Raw genomic sequence first — 24,276 nt, forward strand, 5'->3', positions numbered from 1 at the left:
CTTGATTCGCCTCTCCAAGAGTGCTCCCAGGCCCTACTGTCCGTAAGCGAAAAGCGACGACGTCGGCATCATGGCGAGGTTGCCGCAGATTGTTTTCCGTTGCATTCCGTTGCGTGGAGGAGCAGGTGGCGCGACCGCAGACGACCAACCCCGAGAGCTCGCCGGCCGCCCGTTTCGGCTACGAGCTGCGCAGACTCCGCATGGAGGTGCGCATGACCCAGTCCCAGCTCGGCCGCAAACTCGGCTACACGGGAGCCGCGATGGGCGCGATAGAAAGGGGGCTACGGCTACCGCAGCAACGAGAACTCGTCGAGCAATGCGACGAGGCCCTCGGCGTCAACGGCACCCTGATCCAGGTGTGGGAACAGTGCCGCATGGACGGTAACCAGCGCTGGTTCTACCCATGGCTGGAGGTGGAGCAGCAAGCAGTGACCCTGCGCGCATGGCAGCCGACACTCGTGCTGGGCCTCCTTCAGACGGAGGACTACGCGCGGGCGGTGTTTCGCGGAGAGCCGGGAAGCACGAACGACCAGATCGATAAGAGCGTCGCGGCTCGACTTGAGCGACAAACTCTCCTCGAAGGCGAGAACCCACCTATGCTGTGGGCCGTACTGGACGAGGGGGTTCTGCAGCGACCTGTCGGTGGTCCAACCGTCATGCGAGGGCAATTGGCGCACCTCCTGGATCTGGCTGAACGTCCGCGTATCACGATCCAGATAGTTCCGGTAACGGCAGCCTGCACCGCAGGATTGGGAGGAGGCTTCTTCCTCGCGCAACTACGTGACGGTCGCGAGGTCGCCTATCTCGAATCCGCTGGTAGAGGCCAAGTGGTCGCTCAGACCAAGGAAGTACGAGGAATCCAAGCCCGGTACGAAGCCGTTCGGGCCAGCGCACTTCCACGCGAGGGCTCGCTAAAAATGATCAAGGAGGGGATGGAAAGATGGACGGCCTGACGAAGGTCAAGTGGATCAAGTCCTCATACTCGACCGGTAATGGCGGTGAGTGTGTGGAACTGGCCGTGCTGCATGACGATGGCATGGCGATCCGCGACAGCAAGCGCCCGCACGGCGCCGTGCTGCGCGTCCCCGCTACCGAGTGGGTGGCGTTCCGCACCAGCCTCAAGTCCGGTGAGCTGGGCGCCTGAGAGTAAATGCGGAGATGAACGAACTGACCAGCGCCCAATGGGTCAAGTCGTCATACAGCGGATCCACTGGTGATTGCGTGGAGGTTGCCGCTTTGCCTGACAGCGGCTTGGCGGTTCGGGATAGCAAGCGCCCACACGGCCTGGCTCTACGCATCTCCGCTACCGAGTGGGCCGCATTCCGCGACAGCCTCAAGTCCGGTGAGCTGAGCGCCTGAGCTTGGAAGACGAGTGGGACCCGCGCCCCCCGGTTCGGGTCCCGCCGTACGCGGCTCACTGTCGTCGTGGAGCCAGTTCGGCGGTCCAGGCGACCGGTTTCGGGGCTATCGCCAACCCCAGGGCCGTGATCGCGAGCGCGGCCAGCAGGTAGAGGGAGATGGCGGTGGTGGTGCCGAACCGGTCGAGCAGGACGATGGCGATGATCGGGGCCAGCGCCCCTCCGGCCACCCCGGCGGGCTGGTAGCCCAGGGACGAGCCGCTGTAGCGGAGCCGGGTCGAGAAGAGTTCCGCGATGAACGCGGCCTGCGGACCGTACATCGCCGCGTGCGCGACCAACGCGACGCCGACGGCGAGCATGATCGCGGGAAAAGATCCGCCGTCGAGCAGCGGGAAGAAGGCGAAGGCCCAGACCGACGCGCCGATCACGCCCGCCAGGTACACGCGACGGCGCCCGATCCGGTCGGAGAGCGCGCCGAAGAACGGAATGAGCAGGATCTGGGAGGCGGAGGCGATGAAGACCGCGTTCAGACCGGTGTCCCGGGACACGCCGACCTTGTCGACGAGGTAGGTGAGCACGTACAGGGTGAAGACGTAGAAGGCGACGTCCACTCCGATCCGGGCGCAGAACGTGGCCACCAGGGCACGCGGATGGGTACGGACCACTTCCGCGAGCGGCAGGCGTGACCGGGTGGAGACCTGGGTGAAGAGCGGCGATTCGGCGATGTTGGCCTGGATCCAGAGCCCGGCGAGTGCGAGCAGGCTGGAAAGAAGGAAGGGGAGCCGCCAGCCCCAGGTCAGGAAGGCGTCGTCGGGTAGCACCACGTTGACCAGCCCGAGCGTTCCGGCGGCCAGCAGGTTGCCCGCGGGCACGCCGACCTGCGGCCAACTGGCGTACAGCCCGCGCCGGGCGGGATGGCCGTGCTCCACCGACAGGAGCACCGCCCCGCTCCACTGGCCGCCGAGGCTGAGCCCCTGCACGAAGCGCAGAAAGACCAGCAGGACCGGTGCCGCGACGCCGATGGTGGCGTAGGTCGGGAGCAGACCGATGAGAAAGGTGGCCAGCCCCATCACGAGCAGCGTGACCGCGAGGACGTTTCTGCGGCCCACCCGGTCGCCGAAGTGCCCGAACAGCACACCGCCGATCGGCCGGGCGAGGAACCCGACCCCATAGGTCGCGAAGGCCAGCAGAGTGCCGGTCAGCGGGTCGGTCTCGGGAAAGAACAGCCTCCCGAAGACGAGCGCCGCCGCGGTGCCGTAGAGGAAGAAGTCGTACCACTCCAGCGAGGTGCCGATCAGGCAGGCGAGGATGACCTCACGCGACCGGGTGCCCGCCATCATTCACAGCCTTCGAACCGGGGGACGTGGACAGACGTGAGGTCAAGGCCGGTGCCGCCGAACCACTTGGTCATGAGCTTGGCCGCCGTGCCGTCCTGGTACAGGTCGGTGATCGCACGGTTGAGCACCTCGCAGCCCTCCACGTCTCCCTTCCTGATGCCGACGCCGGTGCGCTGCTCGTTGAACCGCGCGTTGACGAGCCGCAGGCCGGCTTTTTCGCGTTTGGCCAGCCCGGCGAGGATCACGTCGTTGGTGGTGATCGCGTCAACGGCGCCTTCCTTGAGCAGGGTGAGGCACTGGTCGTAGTCCTTGGCGGGGACGAGCCTGGCGGCGACCCCGCGCTCCTCGACCACGCGCTCGGCCGCGTTCGACCCTTCAACCGCGCAGATGGCGCGCCCCGCGAGGTCTCGTACGTTGCCGATGCCCTTCTGATCGGACCGCACCATGATGTCCTGGTAGGAGACGTGATACGGCCCGGCGAAGGAGATCCGCTTCTTCCGTTCCTGAGTGATGCTGAAGGTGGCGAGGACCAGGTCGGCCCGTCCGTCCAGCAGGACCGCCTCGCGGTCGGCGGCGAGGACGGCGACGAACTTCACGCCCGCGCCGAGTCTTCCGGCCAGGTAGGTGGCGACGTCGACGTCGAATCCCTCAAAGGATCCGTCCGGCTGCCGCAGGCCGAGTCCGGGCAGGTCGGGCCGTACTCCGACCACCACGGTCTTCTTTCCGACGATCGAGTCGGGCGCGGACCCGCCGCACGCCCCCACGAGCAGGACTGTCAGCGCGATCGCCACCGGCAAGGCACGCATGGACTTCCCTTCTCAGCGGTACTCGCCGAGTCTCGGCAGGATCCCGGCCACGACCAGGACGGCGATGGAGACCATCGCTGCGGGCAGGAGGAACCACAGATCGGCGAGGGCGTCCTCGCCGTCGGTGACGGCCCTCTCGAAGACGGCGCGGTGCCGCTCGGACAGGTCGAGGAGCTTGGCGTCGTAGGCGTCGAACTTCTCGCTCAGCGGTCCCAGCCGCACGGCGACGGCCTCGGCTCGTCGTCCTTCCGTCCCGAGGAGTCGCAGGTCGGCGTCGGCGCGCTGGAAGCCGTCGTAGTCGGTGAGCGTGACACTCACGAGCTCGCCGTCCTGCTTGGCGAGCGCGGCGCCGAGGAATCCGGGGAAGCCCTGCCGTCGCGGAGACGCGTCGAGCGCCGCCGACACCTGATCGTGGTAGGTCTTCACGTTGCCGGCCTCGACGTAGAGCACCGACTGGGCCGCGTCCAGGTAGGTGTGCTCGTAGGTGTCGGCGCGCTGCGGATCGAGCAGATAGCGGGTCTGGTCGCCGTGCATTCCGTTGCTGATCGCCCGGGCCCTGGCCAGTGAGAGCACCGAGTCGAAGCCGTCCCGCTTCGCGGTCAGCAGCGTGCCGGCCTCCCGGTCGAGGACGGTGAACCCGGTGTAGACGTACATCGCGGCTATGGCCGAGGCGACGAGCAGTGCCGGGGCGATCACCCGGCGGAACCGCCGTGCCAGGAAGACCTGGAGCCATACCAGGCAGCCCAGCGCGAGCACGCCTGCCCCCACCACGACGAGGCGCCCGGCGCTCAGGGACGAGCGCGTCTCGTCGTGGACGCGCCGCACGATCGTGCCGCTCTCCAAGGTCAGGTTGTACGCCTGCGGCAGCAGTTCCTCCCGCATGAGGTCGGTGGCTTCGCGGTAGGTGTCCAGGACCTGCCGCGGAGGTGGCCCGGGGGCGTGCCGCGCCTGCTCGTCCAGCAGCAGGGCCTGGCCGGCCAGTCGCTCGTAGCGGCCCAGCCCGTCGAACACGGCCTGGATCGTCCGCCTCTTCCTGGGGTCGCTCCCCGCCAGCGCCGAGGCCTGCATCAGCGTGCGGCCCGCCTCGTTACGGCGCCGCTCGTACTGCTGGAGCGCCTCGGCGCGCCGCTGGCCGTGCGCTTTGCCCATCAGCAGCACGAGAGCGATCTGTCCGTCCATATCGCTCAGCGCGAAGTACAGCCCGGCGGTGGCCACTACCTGGGGTCCCGCGTCGTGCCCGATGACCCGCAGACCCGTTCTGGCGATCTGTGTGGTGCCCGCGAGCGTCACGAACAGCAGGGCGAGCGCGATCACGGTGATGCCGGAGATGAGGCGGATGCGTCGGGGGACGGTGCTGTCCGGCCAGGTCTTTCCGGCACGGGTGCGCGCCCGCACCACGGCAGAGGTGATCGTCAAGCTGCTTCGGCCTCCCTTGCGGGGTTTGCCGGATGGGACCCGGTCTCCCTGGACCGGCCATGTCATCTTTTATGGGCCTACCTTAGACGGTGTCAAGGATCTTCGCCCGGACGTCGCCCGTATCGGGGCTCTATGTCCAGAAATGGCCGCATCGGACCCCACCGTCACCACCCTGATCACGCCGCCTGGGCCGCATATTCTACGCATTTAGAGGCCGAAATGCGGGCCTGAATAGTGATGGGGGCCGCTCCCAGGACAACGGAGAAATAACACGAACCCCCACTCGCACAAACAACGACCTGAAGTCCCAGGGTCGTATTAATTCCAAGCTCGAAAAGCTACTGGGCGGCATTCTGGCGCTCGCGATGGCGTCCGCCGATCTCGGCCGACAAGGGCTCGATGAACCGGCCGTCGCTCGCCACCTGGCGATGGCGGCGCGCCGCGCTCAGCCCGCCAGGCCCTCTCGGGCCCGTGGAGGAATTTCCACCGCCCGGGTCCCGTCGGTGATGTGCTCGCAGGACCAGAGCTGAACCAGCAGGACGGTTTCCTGCCCGCTCGTGGCGCGTATTCGCCACGTCTCCCACGTGTCCGGTGCGGGACATCTTCGCCGTGGTGCCGTTGAGACGGGACTGTCGCGAATCGCCGCCACCAGGTCGCGTGCCTCGCCGCCGATGATCTGGACCGATGCGACCAGCGGTGCATCCACCATGCTGGACGTGAGGGAACGATATCGGCAGGCGATCATCTCCTGCGCACCTTCGGGGATGCCGGGAATCCCAGGTGACCCCGGATCCGGGATCTGCGGGGTAGGGGAGCACTCCGTCGCGTTCGGGGGCAGCGTGGTCCTCGTCGTCATTGTCGCCGAGTCGTCCGATCCCATCCGCGAGCCGAATCCCGCCCAGACGACCGCGACGACGAGGAACGTGAGACTGAAACCGGCCGTGGCGGCCATCTGTGTACGCCGGCGCCTCCGGACCATCGTGGAGACTCGCTCCACCGACTCCGGGGGAGCGGTCACCTGGTCCGCGAGCTGACGCAGTTGCCCGCGCAGTCGCGAAATCTCGTCGTCATCCATCCGATTCCTCACTCGAGTACGTCGGTAGTGAGTGATCTCAGCCGGGCGAGTGCCTTGTGATTCTGGCTCTTCACCGTTCCGATGCTGCAACCAAGAATGGTGGCGGTGTCGCTCTCCGAGAGATCGAGGTAGTAACGCAATACGATCACCGCGCGCTGCCGGGGAGGCAGTGCGGCGAGGTCACGCTTGAGATCGTCAGCGACCAGTGCCCGGTCGTACGGGTCATCGGCTGCGGCCACGTCGTGGTCGTACAGCACGGACGGTACTTCGCCCCACCACCGTCGGCGTCGCCAGGACAGGTAGGTCGTCACCAGTATTCTGTTCACGTAGGCGTCGACCTGCCCGTCTGTGCCGACCTGCCGCCATTTGCGCCATGTCCGGACCAGCGTCGCCTGGACCAGGTCTTCCGCCAGGTGATGGTCGCCGGTCAGCAGGAACGCAACCTTCATGAGGCGATCGGTTCGTCCGGCCACGAACTCGCGGAATCCCTCTGGTTCATCCATCCCTCACCCCTGCTTCGCGTCCGCATGTATAACAACCTGGGCCTCTCCGATGGTTGCCCGGCTTCTACGGTTTCCTCGCCAGCGTCACGGCCCCGGCCCCGGCCGCTCCTGCCGAAAACCGGAGTGGAGCCCTCATCGATCCCATGAGCCCCGACAGGACCGGGATAGCGGCCACTGCGCTCGGTAGGGAACAGCAGAGGGCTGCCCATGGCGATCCACATCGGCGTGGTGGCCAACAGCAGGGACATCAGTCCGAATCTGCACCTGGTGCTCACCGAAAGGGAGGCGGCGTTGCTGCTTTCACGAGGCCGGTCGTCGACGAACGCGCTCGCATCTTGCCTGCCGAGGCACGAGTGGCCTCGCGTTACGGCATGGCTGGTTGATGAAGTGGTTCTCGAGGCTTCGACCACCGCGGCCGCGGGTTTCGACGTGATTCAGCCAGGAACGCGTACACGGGGTGTGAACCATGACCGTGCTGGGCGACCGAAATTAGAGCACGAGGAAATCCATTTTGTGTGCCATGATCCTGGCGTGGCCGTGGAGGTCTGACCGCGAAACAAATTGTTTACAAGCGGTAGTGCGATTTCTATGCTGATGGAGTTGATGTCCAGACCATGCGCCCGTCTCTACAAGAGAGGCAGCCCGTGCGTATCGTTCACCACAGCCATCGTCTCAGGGCCGTACTACTCGCCGCAGGCTTCGCGCTCGGCCTCATTGTCTCCGCACTGGTGGCGAGTCCCGCGTCGGCCGAGCCGGCCGTGCGGGCCGCCGTCGATCCCCTGTGCTACGCGGGTGGATTCAGTCAACCGCCAGGCATCGGGCGGCCGTACGCCCTGACCTCGTGGCGCGTGGGGAGTGTTCCTGTAGGTCGCCACACGTACAACTACTGGATGGTGGAGGAGAATCGCCCGATCGGGCTGGTCTACCTGGAGAGTCGGGTGGCCATGTGCGTCGGCGACTCGCTGGTCTCCACCACTGGGCTCACCCCGTCCCAAGGGTCCGGCCCGGCTTGCAACAGCGACACCTACTACCCCGATTCGGGGATCAGAGAGGTGTTCGCCGGTGAGCGCGCTTCGTACTACACGAGTTCGCTGCCGCTCAGGCACACATACCGATACTGGCAGCGGCAGAGGTGGGTGGACTGGGTCGTCCCCCCGTACTGGAACATCCTTTCCAGCAGCGTGGTGTGGTGTTAGTCGCCCGTCCACGCGCCGACTAACGTAGGCGGGCCCGCCTACTCGAACCGGGGTTCGTTTTCACCGGGACGGTCACCATCCTCCGCCCCGAAGTAATTCTGGGGCCACACGAGAACGTCGGCCGCCTGACCTGCTGGCTCAAGCGGTATCGAGCAAGGCGGCCAGGTCCTCGCTCCAGGCGACCCTGCCAAACCGATTCAACCTATCGACGTCCGTGACCTGGCCGCCTTCACCTTCACCTGCCTGGAGACAGAGACCGGCCCGCGCCCGAGTCGATGCGCCCGGCAACCACATGGGTTGCCGGGCGACATATTGACCATTGGGGTACTACCGAGGCTGCTGACCCGTGCCACTCCGGGTTCCCGTCACAACTGCGCCAAATGCGAGGCAGGCCAGGCCCAGTACAGGGCTTGGCAATAGAGCGCATATAGCCGCCGATATGTAAGCGATACGCGACCTGGCGACTTGCCCCCTGAACACAAGCACGGTTCCCGTAATGAGAAAGGCGGTCCCAACTAGATGCACGAGGGCGTAGGCAATGTTGAGCAGGCTGGGACCCGGCCCGGCCTCAGTAATGACCTGCCCCCAAGGGTAATGCACCTTTACGTCATTGAGATGCGCGAATCCAAAAAGCCCGTCCAGCAAGTGTAGAACTACTAAAAGGGCGGTACCTGCGACTACGAGCGAGTTCTTGACCTTACTGCTCATTCGCGTCAGCATCCTCAGTCCTTCACGTCGCGAAGAAGCTTAACAGTAGTGATAGATCGTACCGTTGGCTTCCGCTCGGTGATCACACGTGCCGTCGTTGTGACCCCAGCTACAAAGGGTGAGGTCGATCGAAGGATACGGAGTGTAGTTTTGGTTGTATTATGGCTCCGCATTTACCGCGTGTCTATCCGGGGAACATGCACACATAGCGAGGCAGGGGTCCCTGTCTGATTACGGACATGCTTTCGAGTACCAAAGGTACATCCTCTATTGCGGGTTTCCGGTTTCTTCTCTGCGGGGTAAACTGGCGGGCTACCTGCGCTTTCGGCGGCCGGGTTGGATTCCACACCGTGATATTCGCGGGTACGCCGGAATCAGTGGGGACGTGGTGCCGTCGTTGGCTATGGCGACGGCCAGTGGCCGACGTGAATGAGGCGCAGTATCAGGGCCGCGATGTTCCAGGCGTCGTCGGCGCCTGAATGGTGGCGGCCGTCCAGGGGGAGGTCGCTCATGGTCAGGGCGCGGGCCATTCCGACGCCTCGGGGCAGGCCGTTCGCCTCGGCGAACACCTTCTTCGCGTTGGTGTGGTCCGGATGGAACGGATAGGGCGTTCCCTCGGCCGCGCATTGGCGTTCGAACTGCCTGCGGTCGTAGTCGCCCCAACTCGCCCACGGGCGCGTGCGGGAGTCGTGGACGTCCGTGAGGATGCGGCAGGCGTCGGCGAAGGGGATGCCGACGTCCACGGTCTCCTGGGTGTGGCCGGTCAGCTCCGTGCAGAACCCGCTGACCTTCGAGCGGGCCGGGCGGACGATGACGCTGTGCTTCGCCACCCGCCGCCGGAGCGTGAAGTCGACGACGCACAGCCCGATCTCGATGATCTCCGAAACCTGACCGCGTGGCGGCTTGCCCTCCCAGCACGTCGCCTCGACGTCCACGACGTTTAGGTAACGCCGCTCGAATTCACCGTTCGAAAGCATGATCCGACCTCAGGTCACGAAGATCCACCTCCGCGAGGCTAGGGCCCGCCTCTCGGGGAGTTCAACGCGATTTCCGCTCCGCCCGTGGGGTGTGCGTCCTGAGCTGATCAAGAGCCGCCAGTTCGCCCGACCGTCAACACAGGAGAGTTGCTCGGCGATCATCCTGCGCCGCTGCTTCTCCGACCGCGAACCCGAGAAGCGACGACCCACACCCACAGCGACGAAAGGTGATCTCATGACTTGCGGTTCCCCGGGGGTACTAGGCCGTGTCCTTTGGATCAGGGAACTGGGTCCCGGAGCCAGATCTTGATCGAGGCTACGTCGATGGTGCCCTGGTAGATCCGCTCGCGCTTGTCGAAGCGCATGGCCACGGCACGGAAGGCCTTGAGTTTGCCGATGCAGCGTTCGACGGTGTTGCGCTCTTTGTATCGGTCGACGTCGAACGCCGGTGGCCGACCACCCTTGCGACCTTTCTTCAGACGGTTGGCCTGCTGATCCCTCTTCTCCGGGATGACCCCGCGGATGCCGCGTCGCCGCAGGTAGGCGCGGTTGCCGCGCGAAGAGTACGCCTTATCGGCCAGGGCACGCGCGGGCCTTCGGCGAGGCCGGCCAAGGCCGCGACGGAGAATTCGAATGGACCCCATCACCCGGATGAAGTACGGGCTGTCGCCCCGCTGCCCGGCGCTGGTGAGCCGGGCGATGGGCCGGCACCGCCGATCGGCGGCCAGATGGATCTTCGTGGTCAGGCCGCCACGAGAGCGCCCGAGCCCTTCACGGTTCTTGGCCGATTCGTGATCTACGCCGTCCCCTTTACCGGGAAGTCCGCGGGCGGCAGGTGATGCGCCCCGGCCGCGTGATGATGCGCACGGACGATGGTGGAGTCGACGCCGACCGTCCAGTCCTTGCCTTCGGCCTCGTCGCATCCCGCCCGCAGCCGATCAAGGATCACCGCCCAGGTGCCGTCCAATGACCAGCGGCGATGCCGGTTGTAGACCGTCTTCCAGTTTCCGTAACACTCGGGCAGGTCCCGCCACGGGCAGCCGGTCCGGGTCCGGAAGAAGACCCCGTTGATCACCAGCCGGTGATCGGCCCAGCGGCCGCCCTGACGCGGATTGACCGGCAGCAGCGGCGATAGGCACTGCCACTCCTCCTCGGACAGGTCATGACGATTCAGGCGATCACCCACCGTACTGATCTACACCAAACCGCCATTAAAGATCCACGGGACATGCCCTAGGCGGGGCGCATTATACCCCGGGTGCTGAGAAGATCCGCAAGCCGCATGCGGCAACTATGTCTGTTGTCTCTCAGCTACGATCAAGCGCCGGTCGGCCCTTCCGGGTGGCTTCGAAGCCACTCTTCGATCAGGCTGGTGGCCAGCCAATGCCCTTCTACAAATGCCAGGTGTTCAGCCGAAACCCCACTCCCTCCGCCAGATCGACGCCTCGGGTCGGCCCCTCGAGCGAGTAAGTAGGCTGTCATATCGACATGAAGTGGGCTTCCGGTCTGATTGTGGCCATCGATCTCGACGTCGATCGCGTGATGTAGCAAGGTCAGACCGTGGTGCTCCTCGTGGATGTCGGCTCCTGCATCGAGTAGCTCGCGCAGAGCATCGAGATCCGACAACTCGACTGCCATATGAGCAGGACTCATATCCGTCATGGAGTGCCACCTACCAGGTGTTACGGCTTGCATGATGTTGGGGCGCTTCGCGACGCAGTTCGCGGTAAGCCCTCGGTGTCCACCCCAAGTTAGACGCTACGTGCATCCTGATCGACTGGGTGCCGCCGACTGGCCTGCCCCGCCAGCGTCAAGTCCATGATTGAGTGCATGGACGATCCAACTGAGGTGTCTTGTCCGTACGGTGATGGACGACCTCACGTGATCAAACGTGCTCTCAGCCGTTCGCCGGCGTACACCCGGCTTTCGGAGCTCCAGTCGGCAGACGCCAGCCAGGCGACCACACGCACCTCCAGGCACTGCACAAGATTCTCGTCGCCATGCCCCAGAAGGTCTTCCAGAACGGTGTAGCAGCGCCTGACGGCCTTCTCGTCCCTTCGTTCGAGAGCCGGATGAAAGACCCTCCACGGTTTCGGCTTCACTCACGGGAACCTCAAGCTCGGCGGCCTCCTCGGCCTCTTCTTCGGCGATCGCCTGGAGTAGCCCTCTGGCCTCGGGCAGGTGGTCCCAGAGATATGCCCGGAAGCCGTCGAACGCGACGATCGGCACTTGCCTCTCCGATTCGCTGGCGTGAAGCGGTGCACTCGCCTGGGGATTCATCGGCACAACGCTCGGTCTCCTGGTTCCCTTGATTGTAAAGGCTCACTCGCTGGATGGCTCGCGGACAACTAGAACAGCGAATGGGCGCATATCGTCCGTGTCGATCTCTACGGAGAAGCCGGCCGAAGTTAGGATCCCGGCGATGGCGTCGCGCATCGACCTGATGATAGCTTCCGAATATCGAATCAGTGGGTGGTCCGTCCGGCTGGCCCGTACGAGATCAGCTACGTCGCGGGAGACTTGGGGGTCTGGCCGCCAGGTGACGTAGACACCGCCGGCGTCATCGTCTCCTTGATCGACTTCGACCTCCGCACCGCGGTTTTCTGTGGAATCTAGTGCTCTGAAGGCGGTGAGGCCTGCCAGGTTCAGCTGGTCACATACTCGATCTGCAATTCGGTTTCGGCAATCGATTATGTCTGTAGATGCTCTTTCCAAGCCGGACATGGAGCTCCGATCATGGGCCGTCGACTCTATATTCTGCTCGTGCAGTGTGGTGAGGATCGCTGAGAGCCCCACTACACGCTGGAGCGAGCAGAAACGGGTGCGTGTCAAAGTGTGAGAAGAGGGTCGGCTGACCCGGCCCTCCTCTCGATTTTGTCAAGATATGAGCGCTGCGCTGCTCTGGCTAGGCTTGGGCAGCTTGGCGTGTAAAGCTGAGGTGGGTTATCGAAACCATCCCAGTACACCCAAAGACAGCCGCAATTCCTACAGCGAAACATGGATGTACTGGATGCGTAGACGTTCTCCGCGTCAACCAGACCCTCGAAGTGGTCGAAGTCGATATCGGAAATAATCTTCCACTCGTCCGGATTCGGGATAAGGCCGCTGATCCGGATAAGATTTCCACACACGCAGTGGAACTTGCTCACTTGGGTATCACCACTATTGTGCCGACTCTCCTCCCGCTTCCGGCGATTCTGGCTCGAAAGTTGATATGGAAAGGCTGTCGTAGCTCGACCGTAGAAGCATGAGCCCGACGTTCGTGAATGCGACCTCAGTGCGTGTCGAATCCCTCGCCTCCAGTCGACCAACATTCGCATGGGACTCCTGAGTGTGAATCTGGTTCAGGCTTCAGGAATAGGTAGACTGCGGTGTTGACAATCTGCAGATGGTACCTCGTATCGCGTCACGGCATGGTCGGTTGATGAAGGGTGATTCGAGACTTCCCGGACATTGCGCTGAACGCGACCGCACATACCGGTAGAGTGTCATCTCCGATTCGGGCGGTCCATATGCTGAACCCCAGGTCGGCGAGATGGATCTCTCCTTCTTTCTCATCGATCCGATGGCCGCGTGCCAGCATCTCGGATGCGGCATCCCGATAGTTCAGAGATAGTAAGTCGACTCCTTCGAATATCGCAAGCGCGGGAGGTGATGCGATGATTCGAATTATCCGGCCGTGGTCGTCGTAACCTACATCCAGCCCTTCTTCTAAGAAGCGATCAGATATGGTGGGGCCGGGGCCGGAGAGCCATGTCATGCCAGGGCCAAGTGCTTCATGTACATCATCTCGAAGATCGCCTAGCCGGAGACTCGTAAGGCCCTCACGAGGAATAATTTGATGCACTCGGCCAATTCCTGGACTCTGAGAATTAAAAAATTCAAGATTGAACGCTCGATGTCCCTTGCTGTACATCGTCACAGCCTCGATCGGACTTTCAGGCTCGCTAATGCTTGATACGAAAAGCGATATGTCCAGGTCTGTAAGGCCCCAGCCTACGTCCTCTGGCTCGACACGGATGTTCCGTTCAGCGAGTCGCTGCAGGACTGAGCTGTGCGAAACACCGAGCAGTCGAGCGCTGTAGAGGTGGGGATCCGAGGGTGGTGTGAACTCAATGGAGTGCAGCTTGCTGTCGTCGTCGAAATGGAGGATCAGACCATGAGCTGAATAATGGTCGGACAGCTGTGCAGTCGCCTTGCCCTTGCGAAAGGTCTCTCGATCGCCAAGTCTTTCCCGCAGAGCGGCGCGATCTTCCCCCAATAGAACCTCGGAAGTCCCGCTGTGTGGCACGATCTCCTGGAACCCGGATGTCATCTCCACCGCTCCCTGCATGTTTCCTGTGTTGAGCTATCGAGACTCGTCGTAGTATCCCAAATAGCGACTACCACCAGTGATTTCCCAGTGCATCGAAGGCAGGCTCATGTCTTGTGGTCCCCGGGTACCAGGCGGTTGCACGATACCCCGCTCACGGGAAAGACCCGCAAGCCGCAGGGGGCAACTATGTCTTTTGTCTCTCAGCTACGATCAAGCGCCGACCGGCCCTTCCGGGTGGCTGCGAAGCCACTCTTCGATCAGGCTGGTGGCCAGCCAGTGCCGTCGCACGAAGGCCATGTGTTCGGCGGTGACGCCATGCCCCCCTTCAGATCGGCGTCTTGGATCGGCCCCTCGGGCGAGCAGATATGCCGTCGTATCGACATGTAGCGGATCTCCGGTTTGAGTGTGGCCATCGATCTCGACATCGATCGCATGGTGCAGCAGGGTCTGCCCATGCTGTTCCTCGTGGATGTCGGCTCCGGCGTCGAGCAGCTCACGGAGGGCATCGAGATCCGACAACTCGACTGCCATATGAGCAGGACTCATATTCGTCATTGAGTGCCACCTACCAGGTGTTACGGCTTGCATGATGTTGGGGCGCTTCGGCAGTTCGCGTCAGCCGGCCGGTACCTACCCCTAGATCGTCGGAAGCGAGCTTTTCGCCCATGGAGGATGAACAGGATGGACTCGACCAAGTTTGAGGACGACGTGCTACAGCCATACGGGCTGTTGTCCAACTTCTGTGGTACCTGGTGCAGTGAGCAGGACGTGCTGAAGGTAGCCCATGGTCTGGGTGCCGACGTGTCGTCGGCTGAGTGTGCCACCTGGCCGTTCATTGAAGACAATGCTGTCCTCATCGGCCGCCTAGGGGGCTGGACTCTCGCCCTGGAGCAGCTGACCTGGCGGGGCGGGGACAAACAGACCCTGGTAGCCCTGTCAACTGGCGGCCGTCAGGCTGTGAACTACCAAAAGAACATCAACGGCGTCAGCCGCTTCACATACGCTGCCGACGGCCGGCTGCTGGTCAGATTCGAACCGGCCATGGGGCGACGCGACCACTGGTCAGGAGAAGACCCCCACGTGCTGATTCCGTACCTGGCAGGCCTCCCCCTCGGCGAAGGCACCGCCGACAATGACGGCCAATACCGACTGGCCACCTTTGTCCTCATCCAACGCTTGACCGGCCATCCATTCGACGCATCCTGGCTCGGTGCCGAACACCAGAGCTTCCGCTTGACCTGAAACCGGCGAGGCTGCGCCAGTGGTGGCTATCCCTGCCTTCTCCGCAGGATCTTCCGGCTGAGCTGCCACATCGGCGACATGCTCCTCGCAAGGCGCTTCCGAGGAGAGCTTCGTAGGAGCGGGGCACAGAATGCGAGATGTCCGGCACTCGCTCCTCCGATTCGCACCGTGCCGCCTTCGGCGTCGAAGATCCCCCCGGCGGTGACGAGGCCGGGCGGCCCGGCCACGCTCGGCCAAGATCCGCTCGGCGGCTTCCATCAGGACCGGTGCGGTGATGGCGTAGATGTCGTGGCTGTGGTGCGGGTCGACCACGGTACCGCGGTCCCCGCCCATCCGATCCGTCGTCCGTTCACCCCGCCCCACCCGGACGGCGGTCAGCCCCGGTACCACCGCCCGGCCTCGCCGGGGCGCCCCGGCGACTGGCCGGTCCCCTTGCTGGACTGAGCCGACCGGCACCTGCATCTGCCGCTGTCCACCGCCGACCTTGACGCCCAGGCCAATGTCCGCGTGCGTACTGTCGAGCGGTGGTCCGCAAATGTAGTTCTCTGGTTTCATCGAGATGTGCCGGCACATTCGCATTCCTTGCCCGTATACCCCGTAACGGATGCGCCCGCCTGGCAGGTCGCTTCCTGCTGCAAGAGCCTCATGAAGTCTACTGCTATTAGTCGAGCCTGTCCTTCTCCCTCCGAATGCATGAACACGCCGTCGTGTTGGGAGTCGAAGTAGTATAGCTGGTACCCCTGATGGTGGGCGAAGAAGAATCGGCCTTCGGTCACCAGGTCCGGGTCGTCGTCCTCCGCGAATTCGCGCGCATAATCATTGAGCTCTAAAGGCTCAGGATAGTAGATCGAAGTTCCACGGAACAGCTGGCCTGCTCCGTGCCCCATCAGGCTCAGGAAGGCCAGGTAGTGATCGGGAAGCCGAAAATCTCCCGCATACCTCACGACCTCCTCGACTTCTTTGACGGTGCATCCGCTTATCTGATGCGAGCAGGTGACGCCCATTTCTATCAAATTATGGACGAACCTACTCATTTCCGATCGGACGGTGACGTCGTCAGCCAGCCCAGCCTCCAGTAATGACACAATTGATTTAGGCGAGTCCGACACCGGCACCATCTCACTGTTCCGAGGAGCCCTGCCGCTCATGTATACGATCGAGGGCGGCGGCCTCACAATTCATCGGAGGCGGTGATGCCGGTCAAGGTGAAATCCTCAAGGGAAGTGGCCAGCCTTTCGATGTACCAGCTCAAATCGACCCATCGAGGAGCGCCGGTAATGACCCGATAATCCAGTAGGGGAATGAACGACACCGAACTCCTGTCGGCATGGAACACGAGATTCCCGTAGATTTCCTCACCGGGTAGCTTCATGGACAGAGCAACGACTTCCCCGGCATCATAGGATCTTCTGATTTCCCGCCTCGCGTTGCCGATACGGTCGGGCGGCAGGTCCTTCCAGTCGTAGTCGTCGACCATGTACATAACGACCCCGTCCCGCAGGCAAGTCCACCCGATGGTTTCAAGATGGTCGAGTATCGCCTCGAAATCAACATCGGAATTAAACCGAAAACCCACCATTACGTCCTTGCTCATTTCCGCTCCTTTCGGTGAGACGCGGAGAGTGGCAACGACGTACCGAATGAGTCCGATCGTCACGAAACGACCTTCCTTCGGATCGGGAGAGTTGGTTTACGGGATCGTTTACATCGACCGGGTTTCTCGCCTCATCTCCTAAAAACCTTGATGACCGCGTAGTTGAGGGCCTCCGCCTCCCGGTAAAGGGCCATCAGCCTCTGAAGTGATCTTTCAGCGCCCGCATCGTCGGCGTATCCCTACCATCTACCACCGTACACTCCACGAACGAACCAACGCGCCCCGAATCGCCCGCTGATCGGGCGAACAGGGCCGCCGGCGGGCATAGACGGGACGAGCGGGACCCATGTTTCCTACCTGACCCGGGTCCCTGCCGAAATTCCGCCGAAGCGGGGTGATCCGCTCGAGAGGCTGATTCCGCTGGCGCCTGGAGAACGTCAGGGTTTCCGCCAGTCCCACTCGGGATTGCGTCGGAATTCCTCGCGCACCTCGTCGAAGCTCAGAATCCGTCCGAAATTCGTGTCAAAGAATCCGGTCAGTCCGTCCAGGAGTGGAATCAGCAGCGTTTTCGCGCATGAGGCGGATCGATATTCGATCAAGATGGATTGTACCTCGGCGGCGGTCAGCTCCACGTCCGCCAGTTCTTCCTCGTCGTAGTCATCGATCACCGATCCGGAAAGGTCGACCCCGAACTCGCAGTCGCCCACCGTCAGGCGGTCGAAGTATTCTTCTGACTGATATTCGCCCATTGCCTTCAGGCGGGTAATGACCGTGGAAGCCGTCAGGGGTCTGCAGAGCAGCACCATCGTGGGCCGCATCGCATGTTCTCCTAGTCGAATCCGGAAACAGTGTCCGACCTCGCCGGAGCGGACCTCCGAGGCCGGATGTTACTCATGATCTGAGACAACGCATCATGCAATCGCTCAACCGAATCGTCGGCCAGGGATGCCCGAGTAGCCACGATACGACTCTTCAATGTCTTAGTCATCTTTGTTGTCTTTCGACGCTGGCCCCTGACTGGAACATATGCCCCGGTGCGATGAAGGGCGGCCTGAGTCTCTGGCCGCCCTTCATACGAAAGATCGAGACTAGCTCATCAAATGAGCCTGAATGGCCGCCAGCCAATCCTGATGGAAGCTGCAAGATCTTGAGCGAGAACTACTTGCCCTCGAGCGCATCCAGGTCGTCGAGGGCGCCTTGTACGTACTGCTTTAGATCGGCATCTGTCATATCTCCGGGTTCTCTTAGCGCCGGGTCGATTGCGTAGTCATCGAGCTGGTAGAAGACGTTGGTGAGCACCCGGTCAAATCGCTTGCGCAGGCGCTCGCCTCCGGCCAACACACGTCGACGTGCAGCCAACCATGCGCTGGCGAAGTCTGGGGCAGACAACCGCCCGCCGGCGAACTGGCGCATTAGGTAAAGCTGTTCTGCAACACCAGTCCCCGGTTCAACGTCGGAAGGACGCGACCAAGCCTCCGGATTCATCGGCACAACACTCGGACTCCCGGCTTCCTTGATCATGAATATGCGAGCGGGAATCTCGAACAGATTCCCTGCCGGACTATTATCGTAACCCACGACGGACTGACTCAAATTCTTCATGTGAGAAGGAGCGAGCCGCGCACGTAAATGGTGGCTTCCAGGCCGACATCCATACAGGCGGCTATGGAACCCAGTTCGAACGAGATGCGGACAACTGGATTTGCTCCTCTTCACTCCGAGCGAAGGCGGGTCGTGCGCTCACGGAACACCTCCGCCTCCGCTCGCCCTTCCCCGTCACAAACCTTCAGCCGAGCCGACCGCCCAGGAACGTCGCAGGCGATCTCCGCCCTCTCCCGCACCCGGGTTGGTGAGCAGTTAGCCCTGTGTACCCTCGGCCGTCTGCTCGATCGTGGCCAGAAGGAAGTCGAGATGATCGCCGCGGTTGTGGTCTTACTCCGTTCCGCGCAACGGACCGAACCGCGAAGGCGTATGGTGATCGCCATGGTCCTCGTGCCAGGCGCAATTCGCTGCGAGAACATAGCTGGTGCGATCATTCAGCAGGAAGAGTGACATTCCATCCAGCTCCACAGGTTGATGTGCCGCGAGCTCCTCTTTCTCCGCCTCGTCGGCTTTGAATACGGAAAGGCTATTGTAGCTCGACCGCAGGAGCATGAGGCCGACGTTCGCAAATGCGACGTCAATGCGTGTGTCGAATCCCTCGACGTGCACGCTGCGCAACAGTAGTGTCGAATGACTGACTGTGTAATTCCACACCTGGAATGGACGCCTCCAGTCGGCCAACATTTGCATGGACTCCTATGTGTGAATCTTTATCAGGGTTCCAGGAAGAGGGGTTTCGGTGATGAGGTCCTGTTTCCGACGATCTTCCAGCGACCCGACTCTACGCTCACATCGAGAGTGGTGACCACTAGCACAGGGCTGTCGAGGTCGATCTCGTTGATACTCGGCTGATGGGTGCTCTTGTCGATGGTCGAGAATGTGGCCAGCAGGAATGAGGGGCCTGCGACTCGAACGATCTGGCCGACGCAGAAGCGCTTCTCGTTTACGGGGATGAGTGGCAAATCGCATTCATTGATTAGCAAACGGTGTCTCCGGCTGCCCTGTACCTGTTGTCGTTCATCTGTACGCGATCATTCGAGAGTACACTCCCAGGGGTCCGGCCCGGACATCGCCAATCTGAGCCCGCCCTGGCTGGCCATCTTTTGAACGGGGCCATCTGTCTCACGGAAATTGCAACGCAACCCTGCGTTTGTCGACGTTGATTGCAGCGACGCGCACAATGATCCCTTCACCTATCTTCGGTGCTCGTCTTGACAGGTCGGCGCCATCTCTTGTGAATTCGGATGCGGGAAGCAAGCCTTCCACATCTTTGTCGACTCTGACGAAAACACCGATGGGGGTCAGTTTGGTGACGTGGCCATGGAGGATGTTGCCAAGCTGAGTGCGAGCGAAAACCTGAAACGGATCCGGCTGCAGACTCTTAAGCGATAGCCAGATCCGAGCGCGCTCCAGGTCTATATTCAAAATGGTTAAGGTGACCTCCTGTCCCACATGCACAACATCGGAAGGGTGGTCTATAGGACTCCAGGATAGCTGCGTAACACTTATCAGCCCTTCTGTGGCGCCGAGATCGACGAACGCACCGAAGTCTACTACCGAGGAGACCACGCCCTTGATCACCTGGCCAGCGTCCAGCTTCTCCAGAAAGCCTCTCTCGGCACCGCCATTTCCCTCTGCATTCATGGAGCTCCTTCTCGGCCTTCTTTCCGCATCGGCGTTACACCAACGAGTGATCCTGACATGAGGAATGGCGATCACCTGGCCGCCTCTGCGCTGGCGTTGCCGCCGGCTCCTGTCAGATACCTGGAATGCCCCATCAGCCGCGGCTGATGGGGCATTCCAGGCTAGGCCAGGAAGTCACACTCGCGGGCGAGCCCTGCTCGGTTCGCCCAGAATTCCTGTCCGAACCGAGCAGGGCTCAGTACTTCGCCCAGTAGATCATCCGATCGTACGAACGCAGCATCGTCGGGTCGGGTGCTCCATCATGGACTCTTGGCTCGATGAGAGGACCCTCTCCAGAAAGGAGAGCTTCCATCTCAGCGACCGCATCTTGAATGTCCTCGTCGAGTTCGCTTGTACGGCGTCGAACCCAGAAGCTCAACTCGACGCGATCCTTCTCTACGCGGACCGCCACGGCAATCACATCTGGAGAGATAAGGCCCAATAGCGCCTGGACCGCGTCCAGAACTATCCCATTCTCTCGCTCGAGTTCCTCCGGATCCGCCATGATGCGCTCCCTGCCGTTTCCTGTGTTGAGCTATCGAGACTCGTCGTAGTATCCCAAGTAGCGACTACTACCAGTGATTTTCCACTGCATCGAGGCAGGCTCATGTCTTGTGGTCCCCGGGTACCAGGCGGTTGCACGATACCCCGCTCACGGGAAAGACCCGCAAGCCGCATGCGGCAACTATGTCTTTTGTCTCTCGGCTATGATCAAGCGCCGACCGGCCCTTCCGGGTGGCTGCGAAGCCACTCTTCGATCAGGCTGGTGGCCAGCCAGTGCCGTCGCACGAAGGCCATGTGTTCGGCGGTGACGCCATGCCCCCCTTCAGATCGGCGTCTTGGATCGGCCCCTCGGGCGAGCAGATATGCCGTTGCATCGACATGTAGCGGATCTCCGGTTTGAGTGTGGCCATCGATCTCGACATCGATCGCATGGTGCAGCAAGGTCTGCCCATGCTGTTCCTCGTGGATGTCGGCTACCTTCCCGGGGCATGTCAGATCACCCTCATGCCGTGCCGACCGTACCAGGGAGAAAAACCTGAATAGTCACGGTCACCTTACCGACACAAAACACCTGTGCCCTTCCGGGAGACTCTGGAAGGGCACAGGTGTTGCGCCATGGAACTCCACTAGTAACTTACGCCTGCGACTACTTCATGACTAGCCGATCAGTCATCTCGAACTTCGAGGTACTCCGTAGCATCAGAGCCTTCCTCCCAGAAGACCCAGAAACGATTACAGATCCTGCAGCGCCGGACATCCACTCCTCTTCCGAGGAGCATCGCACCATCGACGTCCGCATCGAACTCTCTATAGGGAAGCAGGATCATACTATAATCGGGGTCATCATCTCGGATGATATTCCCGCATTTGCACCTCATCTTTGCCATCACGATCCACCGAAGAACTTTACGTCGCTGATGAAGCTATCTTTGCCCCAGCTGCGAATTTGGCTGTTAACTCGCGCGAGGGCATTTGCGAAGTCCGACGCGGAAAGTCCGGTTCCGGACAAATCCACGATTACGCCACCTCCGTGCACCTGCGAGTGCTTCTTGGCTACCTTATTGAGGATTGCCTTGACGCTAGAGCTGGTTGGTGAGAAGACATCCCACCGTACACCGTTGACCAGGAGGTCACTCGTCTCGCCCCCCGCTCTGGTTCCCACGGGGTCCCGCAGTACAACCTTGTTGCCCAGTGAGGCCAGATATTCAGCGGCGCGGATTTCGGACTCCGAAGGAGTCTTCGCAGCTATGCGCAGGGTAACTGGTTAGGTCTTTCGTGAGGCTGTCCGATTTGATCGGCAGTGCGTGATCCGCGATCATCTGTCGGGTGTCCGCGTCCTCCGTACCGAAGCCGTCGTACGACGAGCTCGCAGCGCTGGTGGTGCGGTTGGGGACGGCGCTGGAAACCACGCGCAGAGAATTGGCGGACACACGGTCGGCGCTGGACAAGGCGAACGCGCGGATCGCGGATCTGGAGGCCCGGCTGGGGCTGAACTCGGGCAACTCCTCCAAGCCGCCGAGTTCGGATGGGCTGGTCAAGCCCTCGCCGAAATCGCTGCGCAAGAACGGGCAGCGAAGGCCGGGACGTCCGAAGGGAACCCCGGGGACCACGTTGATGCAGGTCGATCGGCCGGACATCCGCCTGCGGCACGAGCCGGAGCGGTGCCGAGACTGCGGACATGACCTGGCCGGGGCGGTCGAGGCCGGCATGGAGCGCCGTCAGGTGTTCGATATCCCGCCGGTCACGGTCGAGGTGACCGAGTACCAGCTGATCGAGCGGCGGTGCGCGTGCGGGGTCGTCACCAGCGGCAGTGCCCCGCAGGGCGTGACGGCGCCGGTGCAGTACGGCTCCCGGATCACCGCGATCATCTTGTACCTGTACATCGGGCAGTTCCTGTCCAAGGACCGCACCGCCGAAGCCCTGGGGGAGTTGTTCGGTGTCCGGCTGTCGGGCGCGAGCGTACTGAAGGCGGCCACACGAGCCGCCGGGCGGTTGGAGGCGTTCTTGGCCCGCGCGTGCGAACGGATCGCCGCCGCCCCGATCGCGCACTTCGATGAGACCGGGTTCCGCGTCGATGGGCGCCTGCATTGGGTGCACTCGGCCTCCACGGGCGAGTGGAGCCTGATCACCGTGCACCGCAAGCGCGGCACCGAGGCGATGGACGCCGCCGGGGTGTTGCCGGGTTTTGCGGGGGTGACGACGCCTGGGCGCCCTATGACACCTACACCGGTGCGGCGCACGCTTTGTGCAACGCTCATCTCCTGCGTGAGCTGCAGCAGGTCATCGACACCATGCCCGGCGGCGGGTGGTGCTGGGCGCGTCAGGCCGCCGACGCGCTAGGCCAGATGAAGACGTTGGTGGAGGCGGCCCTGGAGGCGGGCGGGCTGGAGCACCTGGACCAGGCGGCGTTGGCCGGGCAGGTCCGCTTGTGGCGCTCGGCCGCACTGATCGGCAAGAACGACACGGCCGCGCGGTCGGGCACGCTGATGAAGAAGCACAACGCCCTGGCCACCCGGATGCTGGCCCGCCAAGACGACTACCTGCGGTTCACCCGAGACCAACGGGTGCCCTTCGACAACAACGCGGCCGAGCGCGAGATCAGGATGATCAAGCTGAGGCAGAAGGTCTCCGGCTGCTTGCGCACTCTGGCCGGTGCCGAGCAGTTCTGCGCGATCCGCAGTTATCTGGCCACTGCCCGCAAACACGGCGTTCACTTCTTCCACGCCCTCGTCGAACTCGCCGAGGGCCGCCCCTGGCTGCCCGCCATCCCAGGGCTCACACTCTTCGACGACCTTCGCGCCCCCGCTGGTAATTCAGTGTTGCCTACTGCGGCGTAATCCAAGACCTAGCGATCTTGGTGACCTAACCAGTTACCTCCGAACTTGCTTCCATCGCTTGAGACCGCCGGGCATCAGGTCAGGGGGTGGGATGTCTGGGTAAGCGCTTGGGGGCTTCTTCGGCGATGTGCCCGATCAGTCCGTAGTGATAGGGGATTCCGGTCTGTAGTTCATCGGCGCTGGTGAAGCACTCTCGCAGGAGCCTGAGCGTCAAGCCGTCGATTGCGGCACCATGCCAGGCGAGGGCGATGGCAGAGGCCCAGCGCACAATGGTCTCGGGTGAGCTCAGATGAGAACGCAGCGCGGGGGCGGCGGGTTCCGATCCGGGTCCCAGGAGCCCGATCGCAATCAACATGGTGGCCATAATGTCAGGATCGGTTTCACTGTCCAGGGCTCCCAGCAGGGCGGGCATGCTCTCTACCGCTCTTTCCGGGAAGTACCCGAGCAGGGCGGCCGCCTGCAGGCGTGCCGCTCGTTCACCAATGACCAGGTACGTGCAGTAGACCGGGACGCCTTCCATGATGCTGTCGTGCGTCGCTATTTCAAGCTTCTCGAGTTGGTATATCGCCTCGGCGCCCATCCACTTGTAGTTGGATTCACGTTTCTTCCTCGATTCAGGGGTCGGCGCCTCCTCCACCCATCGTCTGAGTTCCGCGTCACGTTCGGATTCCGACTGCCGTGACTTTCGTAGGACGATCGCCCGTAGTCCTTCGGCGGTGAACCCGTCGAACAGATAATCGTCTTCATCGCTGAAAACGAGGCGCCGAATCAGACGGAGTACCGCACCTGTGTCCGCACCTGCTATGACCTCTTCCCTGAGCATGCGGATCAACAATGAGGCCGCCGGTGGAGTCGCGGAATAGCGAACCCCCTCAACGGACAGGCGTTCGCCCAGGGACTCCAGCGCCACCTCTCGGACGTACGCGTCATCGGACGTCAGAGCAATCAGATCGTCCGGTAGCGTCCTAGGTTCATCTTTGCCGTCTTCCAGACTCGTCCAATCGACGACGCCGAGGGCTTCACGCCAAGAAGTGAGTGGCATTTGCTGTCTCTCTGCTGATGGTTTCAGCCTAGAGGATACCATGGACCTGATCATTGTGTCGGTGCAGGATATCGGGAAGAT

The 24,276-nt window shown here is 62.4% G+C and carries 31 protein-coding genes; 9 read left to right on the top strand and 22 right to left on the bottom strand.

Annotated features, from left to right (window positions below):
• Nucleotides 1–113: 113 nt before the first annotated feature.
• From AB0H21_RS18265 to AB0H21_RS18275, 3 genes are read left to right on the top strand one after another with little or no spacing between them, the layout of a single operon-like run.
• Nucleotides 114–953: a helix-turn-helix transcriptional regulator gene (locus tag AB0H21_RS18265; RefSeq protein ID WP_358517594.1), complete on the top strand. Its 840-nt coding sequence runs from the start codon at nucleotides 114–116 to the stop codon at nucleotides 951–953.
• Entirely contained in the window at nucleotides 941–1,144 is a 204-nt protein-coding gene (locus AB0H21_RS18270) for a DUF397 domain-containing protein (protein WP_358517595.1), read from the top strand. Before AB0H21_RS18265 ends, AB0H21_RS18270 begins: the two co-directional genes overlap by 13 nt.
• A 14-nt stretch (nucleotides 1,145–1,158) precedes the next feature.
• On the top strand, nucleotides 1,159–1,359 hold the full coding sequence (locus AB0H21_RS18275; RefSeq protein WP_358517596.1) for a DUF397 domain-containing protein: 201 nt from the start codon (nucleotides 1,159–1,161) through the stop codon (nucleotides 1,357–1,359).
• A gap of 55 nt (nucleotides 1,360–1,414) precedes the next feature.
• On the opposite strand, the gene AB0H21_RS18280 is transcribed toward AB0H21_RS18275, so the two are convergent.
• From AB0H21_RS18280 to AB0H21_RS18300, 5 genes are all read right to left on the bottom strand, one after another.
• Complete coding sequence (locus AB0H21_RS18280; protein WP_358517597.1) at nucleotides 1,415–2,698, bottom strand: MFS transporter; 1,284 nt, start codon at nucleotides 2,696–2,698, stop codon at nucleotides 1,415–1,417.
• Nucleotides 2,695–3,501, bottom strand: coding sequence for a transporter substrate-binding domain-containing protein (locus AB0H21_RS18285; RefSeq protein WP_358517598.1), 807 nt, complete (start codon nucleotides 3,499–3,501; stop codon nucleotides 2,695–2,697). The genes AB0H21_RS18280 and AB0H21_RS18285 overlap by 4 nt, the downstream gene beginning before the upstream one ends.
• A gap of 12 nt (nucleotides 3,502–3,513) precedes the next feature.
• Nucleotides 3,514–4,917, bottom strand: coding sequence for a hypothetical protein (locus AB0H21_RS18290; protein ID WP_358517600.1), 1,404 nt, complete (start codon nucleotides 4,915–4,917; stop codon nucleotides 3,514–3,516).
• A 445-nt stretch (nucleotides 4,918–5,362) separates the two neighbouring features.
• Entirely contained in the window at nucleotides 5,363–5,992 is a 630-nt protein-coding gene (locus AB0H21_RS18295; protein WP_358517602.1) for a hypothetical protein, read from the bottom strand.
• A gap of 8 nt (nucleotides 5,993–6,000) precedes the next feature.
• A complete protein-coding gene (locus tag AB0H21_RS18300; RefSeq protein WP_358517604.1) occupies nucleotides 6,001–6,495 on the bottom strand; it encodes a SigE family RNA polymerase sigma factor in 495 nt (164 codons plus the stop codon).
• A gap of 207 nt (nucleotides 6,496–6,702) precedes the next feature.
• Here AB0H21_RS18300 and AB0H21_RS18305 point away from each other — a divergent pair, with 207 nt between their 5' ends.
• Both AB0H21_RS18305 and AB0H21_RS18310 read left to right on the top strand, forming a co-directional pair.
• Entirely contained in the window at nucleotides 6,703–7,044 is a 342-nt protein-coding gene (locus tag AB0H21_RS18305) for a hypothetical protein (RefSeq protein ID WP_358517606.1), read from the top strand.
• A 341-nt stretch (nucleotides 7,045–7,385) separates the two neighbouring features.
• Complete coding sequence (locus AB0H21_RS18310) at nucleotides 7,386–7,691, top strand: hypothetical protein (protein ID WP_358517607.1); 306 nt, start codon at nucleotides 7,386–7,388, stop codon at nucleotides 7,689–7,691.
• Nucleotides 7,692–8,800: 1,109 nt separating this feature from the next.
• On the opposite strand, the gene AB0H21_RS18315 is transcribed toward AB0H21_RS18310, so the two are convergent.
• From AB0H21_RS18315 to AB0H21_RS18340, 6 genes are all read right to left on the bottom strand, one after another.
• Nucleotides 8,801–9,376, bottom strand: coding sequence for a 3'-5' exonuclease (locus AB0H21_RS18315; RefSeq protein ID WP_358517609.1), 576 nt, complete (start codon nucleotides 9,374–9,376; stop codon nucleotides 8,801–8,803).
• Nucleotides 9,377–9,654: 278 nt separating this feature from the next.
• A protein-coding gene (locus AB0H21_RS18320) for an IS5 family transposase (protein ID WP_358518036.1) occupies nucleotides 9,655–10,571 on the bottom strand; the annotation gives its coding sequence in 2 pieces (ribosomal slippage) (nucleotides 9,655–10,212 and nucleotides 10,215–10,571; 915 coding nt in all).
• 122 nt (nucleotides 10,572–10,693) lie between these two features.
• Entirely contained in the window at nucleotides 10,694–11,071 is a 378-nt protein-coding gene (locus AB0H21_RS18325; protein WP_358517611.1) for an ankyrin repeat domain-containing protein, read from the bottom strand.
• Nucleotides 11,072–12,204: 1,133 nt separating this feature from the next.
• On the bottom strand, nucleotides 12,205–12,525 hold the full coding sequence (locus AB0H21_RS18330) for a hypothetical protein (protein WP_358517613.1): 321 nt from the start codon (nucleotides 12,523–12,525) through the stop codon (nucleotides 12,205–12,207).
• A gap of 257 nt (nucleotides 12,526–12,782) precedes the next feature.
• Nucleotides 12,783–13,697 carry a hypothetical protein gene (locus tag AB0H21_RS18335; RefSeq protein WP_358517615.1) on the bottom strand — a complete coding sequence of 305 codons (915 nt, stop codon included), beginning with the start codon at nucleotides 13,695–13,697 and terminating at the stop codon, nucleotides 12,783–12,785.
• Nucleotides 13,698–13,901: 204 nt separating this feature from the next.
• On the bottom strand, nucleotides 13,902–14,279 hold the full coding sequence (locus tag AB0H21_RS18340) for an ankyrin repeat domain-containing protein (RefSeq protein ID WP_358517617.1): 378 nt from the start codon (nucleotides 14,277–14,279) through the stop codon (nucleotides 13,902–13,904).
• Between the two features lie 93 nt (nucleotides 14,280–14,372).
• Between AB0H21_RS18340 and AB0H21_RS18345 the strand changes: the two genes are divergently transcribed.
• Complete coding sequence (locus AB0H21_RS18345) at nucleotides 14,373–14,933, top strand: DUF6461 domain-containing protein (protein WP_358517618.1); 561 nt, start codon at nucleotides 14,373–14,375, stop codon at nucleotides 14,931–14,933.
• A gap of 551 nt (nucleotides 14,934–15,484) precedes the next feature.
• On the opposite strand, the gene AB0H21_RS18350 is transcribed toward AB0H21_RS18345, so the two are convergent.
• From AB0H21_RS18350 to AB0H21_RS18385, 8 genes are all read right to left on the bottom strand, one after another.
• Nucleotides 15,485–15,967: an SMI1/KNR4 family protein gene (locus AB0H21_RS18350; protein ID WP_358517620.1), complete on the bottom strand. Its 483-nt coding sequence runs from the start codon at nucleotides 15,965–15,967 to the stop codon at nucleotides 15,485–15,487.
• A 137-nt stretch (nucleotides 15,968–16,104) separates the two neighbouring features.
• Complete coding sequence (locus AB0H21_RS18355; protein WP_358517622.1) at nucleotides 16,105–16,527, bottom strand: hypothetical protein; 423 nt, start codon at nucleotides 16,525–16,527, stop codon at nucleotides 16,105–16,107.
• A gap of 437 nt (nucleotides 16,528–16,964) precedes the next feature.
• On the bottom strand, nucleotides 16,965–17,345 hold the full coding sequence (locus tag AB0H21_RS18360) for a hypothetical protein (protein WP_358517624.1): 381 nt from the start codon (nucleotides 17,343–17,345) through the stop codon (nucleotides 16,965–16,967).
• Between the two features lie 340 nt (nucleotides 17,346–17,685).
• Nucleotides 17,686–18,129 (bottom strand): colicin immunity domain-containing protein, encoded by a 444-nt coding sequence (locus tag AB0H21_RS18365; protein ID WP_358517627.1) that lies wholly within the window; start codon nucleotides 18,127–18,129, stop codon nucleotides 17,686–17,688.
• Nucleotides 18,130–18,459: 330 nt separating this feature from the next.
• Nucleotides 18,460–18,813: a hypothetical protein gene (locus AB0H21_RS18370; protein ID WP_358517629.1), complete on the bottom strand. Its 354-nt coding sequence runs from the start codon at nucleotides 18,811–18,813 to the stop codon at nucleotides 18,460–18,462.
• Between the two features lie 29 nt (nucleotides 18,814–18,842).
• Nucleotides 18,843–19,091, bottom strand: coding sequence for an Imm26 family immunity protein (locus AB0H21_RS18375; RefSeq protein WP_358517631.1), 249 nt, complete (start codon nucleotides 19,089–19,091; stop codon nucleotides 18,843–18,845).
• Between the two features lie 160 nt (nucleotides 19,092–19,251).
• Nucleotides 19,252–19,773: a S1 RNA-binding domain-containing protein gene (locus AB0H21_RS18380; protein ID WP_358517633.1), complete on the bottom strand. Its 522-nt coding sequence runs from the start codon at nucleotides 19,771–19,773 to the stop codon at nucleotides 19,252–19,254.
• A gap of 235 nt (nucleotides 19,774–20,008) precedes the next feature.
• A complete protein-coding gene (locus AB0H21_RS18385) occupies nucleotides 20,009–20,317 on the bottom strand; it encodes a hypothetical protein (protein ID WP_358517635.1) in 309 nt (102 codons plus the stop codon).
• A gap of 401 nt (nucleotides 20,318–20,718) precedes the next feature.
• On the opposite strand from AB0H21_RS18385, the gene AB0H21_RS18390 reads away from it, so the two are divergent.
• Nucleotides 20,719–20,859 carry a hypothetical protein gene (locus tag AB0H21_RS18390; RefSeq protein WP_358517637.1) on the top strand — a complete coding sequence of 47 codons (141 nt, stop codon included), beginning with the start codon at nucleotides 20,719–20,721 and terminating at the stop codon, nucleotides 20,857–20,859.
• Between the two features lie 122 nt (nucleotides 20,860–20,981).
• On the opposite strand, the gene AB0H21_RS18395 is transcribed toward AB0H21_RS18390, so the two are convergent.
• Nucleotides 20,982–21,203 (bottom strand): hypothetical protein, encoded by a 222-nt coding sequence (locus AB0H21_RS18395; protein WP_358517639.1) that lies wholly within the window; start codon nucleotides 21,201–21,203, stop codon nucleotides 20,982–20,984.
• Complete coding sequence (locus tag AB0H21_RS18400; RefSeq protein WP_358517641.1) at nucleotides 21,203–21,478, bottom strand: hypothetical protein; 276 nt, start codon at nucleotides 21,476–21,478, stop codon at nucleotides 21,203–21,205. Before AB0H21_RS18400 ends, AB0H21_RS18395 begins: the two co-directional genes overlap by 1 nt.
• Before the next feature lie 164 nt (nucleotides 21,479–21,642).
• On the opposite strand from AB0H21_RS18400, the gene AB0H21_RS18405 reads away from it, so the two are divergent.
• Entirely contained in the window at nucleotides 21,643–22,656 is a 1,014-nt protein-coding gene (locus AB0H21_RS18405) for a DUF6444 domain-containing protein (RefSeq protein WP_358517643.1), read from the top strand.
• Nucleotides 22,560–23,153 (top strand): transposase, encoded by a 594-nt coding sequence (locus tag AB0H21_RS18410; protein ID WP_358517645.1) that lies wholly within the window; start codon nucleotides 22,560–22,562, stop codon nucleotides 23,151–23,153. The genes AB0H21_RS18405 and AB0H21_RS18410 overlap by 97 nt, the downstream gene beginning before the upstream one ends.
• Nucleotides 23,154–23,232: 79 nt before the next feature.
• On the opposite strand, the gene AB0H21_RS18415 is transcribed toward AB0H21_RS18410, so the two are convergent.
• Nucleotides 23,233–24,195: a HEAT repeat domain-containing protein gene (locus AB0H21_RS18415; protein ID WP_358517646.1), complete on the bottom strand. Its 963-nt coding sequence runs from the start codon at nucleotides 24,193–24,195 to the stop codon at nucleotides 23,233–23,235.
• Nucleotides 24,196–24,276: the final 81 nt, after the last annotated feature.

It is taken from the genome of Sphaerisporangium sp. NPDC051011, from assembly GCF_040653595.1.
GTDB lineage: Bacteria > Actinomycetota > Actinomycetes > Streptosporangiales > Streptosporangiaceae > Sphaerisporangium.

Coding starts and splice junctions, on each gene's coding strand:
- AB0H21_RS18300 (WP_358517604.1), bottom strand. CDS start 6,495: ATGGATGAACCAGAGGGATTCCGCGAGTTCGTGGCCGGACGAACCGAT.
- AB0H21_RS18325 (WP_358517611.1), bottom strand. CDS start 11,071: ATGCAAGCCGTAACACCTGGTAGGTGGCACTCCATGACGGATATGAGT.
- AB0H21_RS18355 (WP_358517622.1), bottom strand. CDS start 16,527: ATGAGCAAGGACGTAATGGTGGGTTTTCGGTTTAATTCCGATGTTGAT.
- AB0H21_RS18370 (WP_358517629.1), bottom strand. CDS start 18,813: ATGTTGGCCGACTGGAGGCGTCCATTCCAGGTGTGGAATTACACAGTC.
- AB0H21_RS18365 (WP_358517627.1), bottom strand. CDS start 18,129: ATGAAGAATTTGAGTCAGTCCGTCGTGGGTTACGATAATAGTCCGGCA.
- AB0H21_RS18360 (WP_358517624.1), bottom strand. CDS start 17,345: ATGCGGCCCACGATGGTGCTGCTCTGCAGACCCCTGACGGCTTCCACG.
- AB0H21_RS18380 (WP_358517633.1), bottom strand. CDS start 19,773: ATGAATGCAGAGGGAAATGGCGGTGCCGAGAGAGGCTTTCTGGAGAAG.
- AB0H21_RS18270 (WP_358517595.1), top strand. CDS start 941: ATGGACGGCCTGACGAAGGTCAAGTGGATCAAGTCCTCATACTCGACC.
- AB0H21_RS18395 (WP_358517639.1), bottom strand. CDS start 21,203: ATGGCAAAGATGAGGTGCAAATGCGGGAATATCATCCGAGATGATGAC.
- AB0H21_RS18280 (WP_358517597.1), bottom strand. CDS start 2,698: ATGATGGCGGGCACCCGGTCGCGTGAGGTCATCCTCGCCTGCCTGATC.
- AB0H21_RS18275 (WP_358517596.1), top strand. CDS start 1,159: ATGAACGAACTGACCAGCGCCCAATGGGTCAAGTCGTCATACAGCGGA.
- AB0H21_RS18345 (WP_358517618.1), top strand. CDS start 14,373: ATGGACTCGACCAAGTTTGAGGACGACGTGCTACAGCCATACGGGCTG.
- AB0H21_RS18415 (WP_358517646.1), bottom strand. CDS start 24,195: ATGCCACTCACTTCTTGGCGTGAAGCCCTCGGCGTCGTCGATTGGACG.
- AB0H21_RS18315 (WP_358517609.1), bottom strand. CDS start 9,376: ATGCTTTCGAACGGTGAATTCGAGCGGCGTTACCTAAACGTCGTGGAC.
- AB0H21_RS18340 (WP_358517617.1), bottom strand. CDS start 14,279: ATGCAAGCCGTAACACCTGGTAGGTGGCACTCAATGACGAATATGAGT.
- AB0H21_RS18295 (WP_358517602.1), bottom strand. CDS start 5,992: ATGGATGACGACGAGATTTCGCGACTGCGCGGGCAACTGCGTCAGCTC.
- AB0H21_RS18305 (WP_358517606.1), top strand. CDS start 6,703: ATGGCGATCCACATCGGCGTGGTGGCCAACAGCAGGGACATCAGTCCG.
- AB0H21_RS18310 (WP_358517607.1), top strand. CDS start 7,386: ATGGTGGAGGAGAATCGCCCGATCGGGCTGGTCTACCTGGAGAGTCGG.
- AB0H21_RS18285 (WP_358517598.1), bottom strand. CDS start 3,501: ATGCGTGCCTTGCCGGTGGCGATCGCGCTGACAGTCCTGCTCGTGGGG.
- AB0H21_RS18385 (WP_358517635.1), bottom strand. CDS start 20,317: ATGGCGGATCCGGAGGAACTCGAGCGAGAGAATGGGATAGTTCTGGAC.
- AB0H21_RS18350 (WP_358517620.1), bottom strand. CDS start 15,967: ATGAGTAGGTTCGTCCATAATTTGATAGAAATGGGCGTCACCTGCTCG.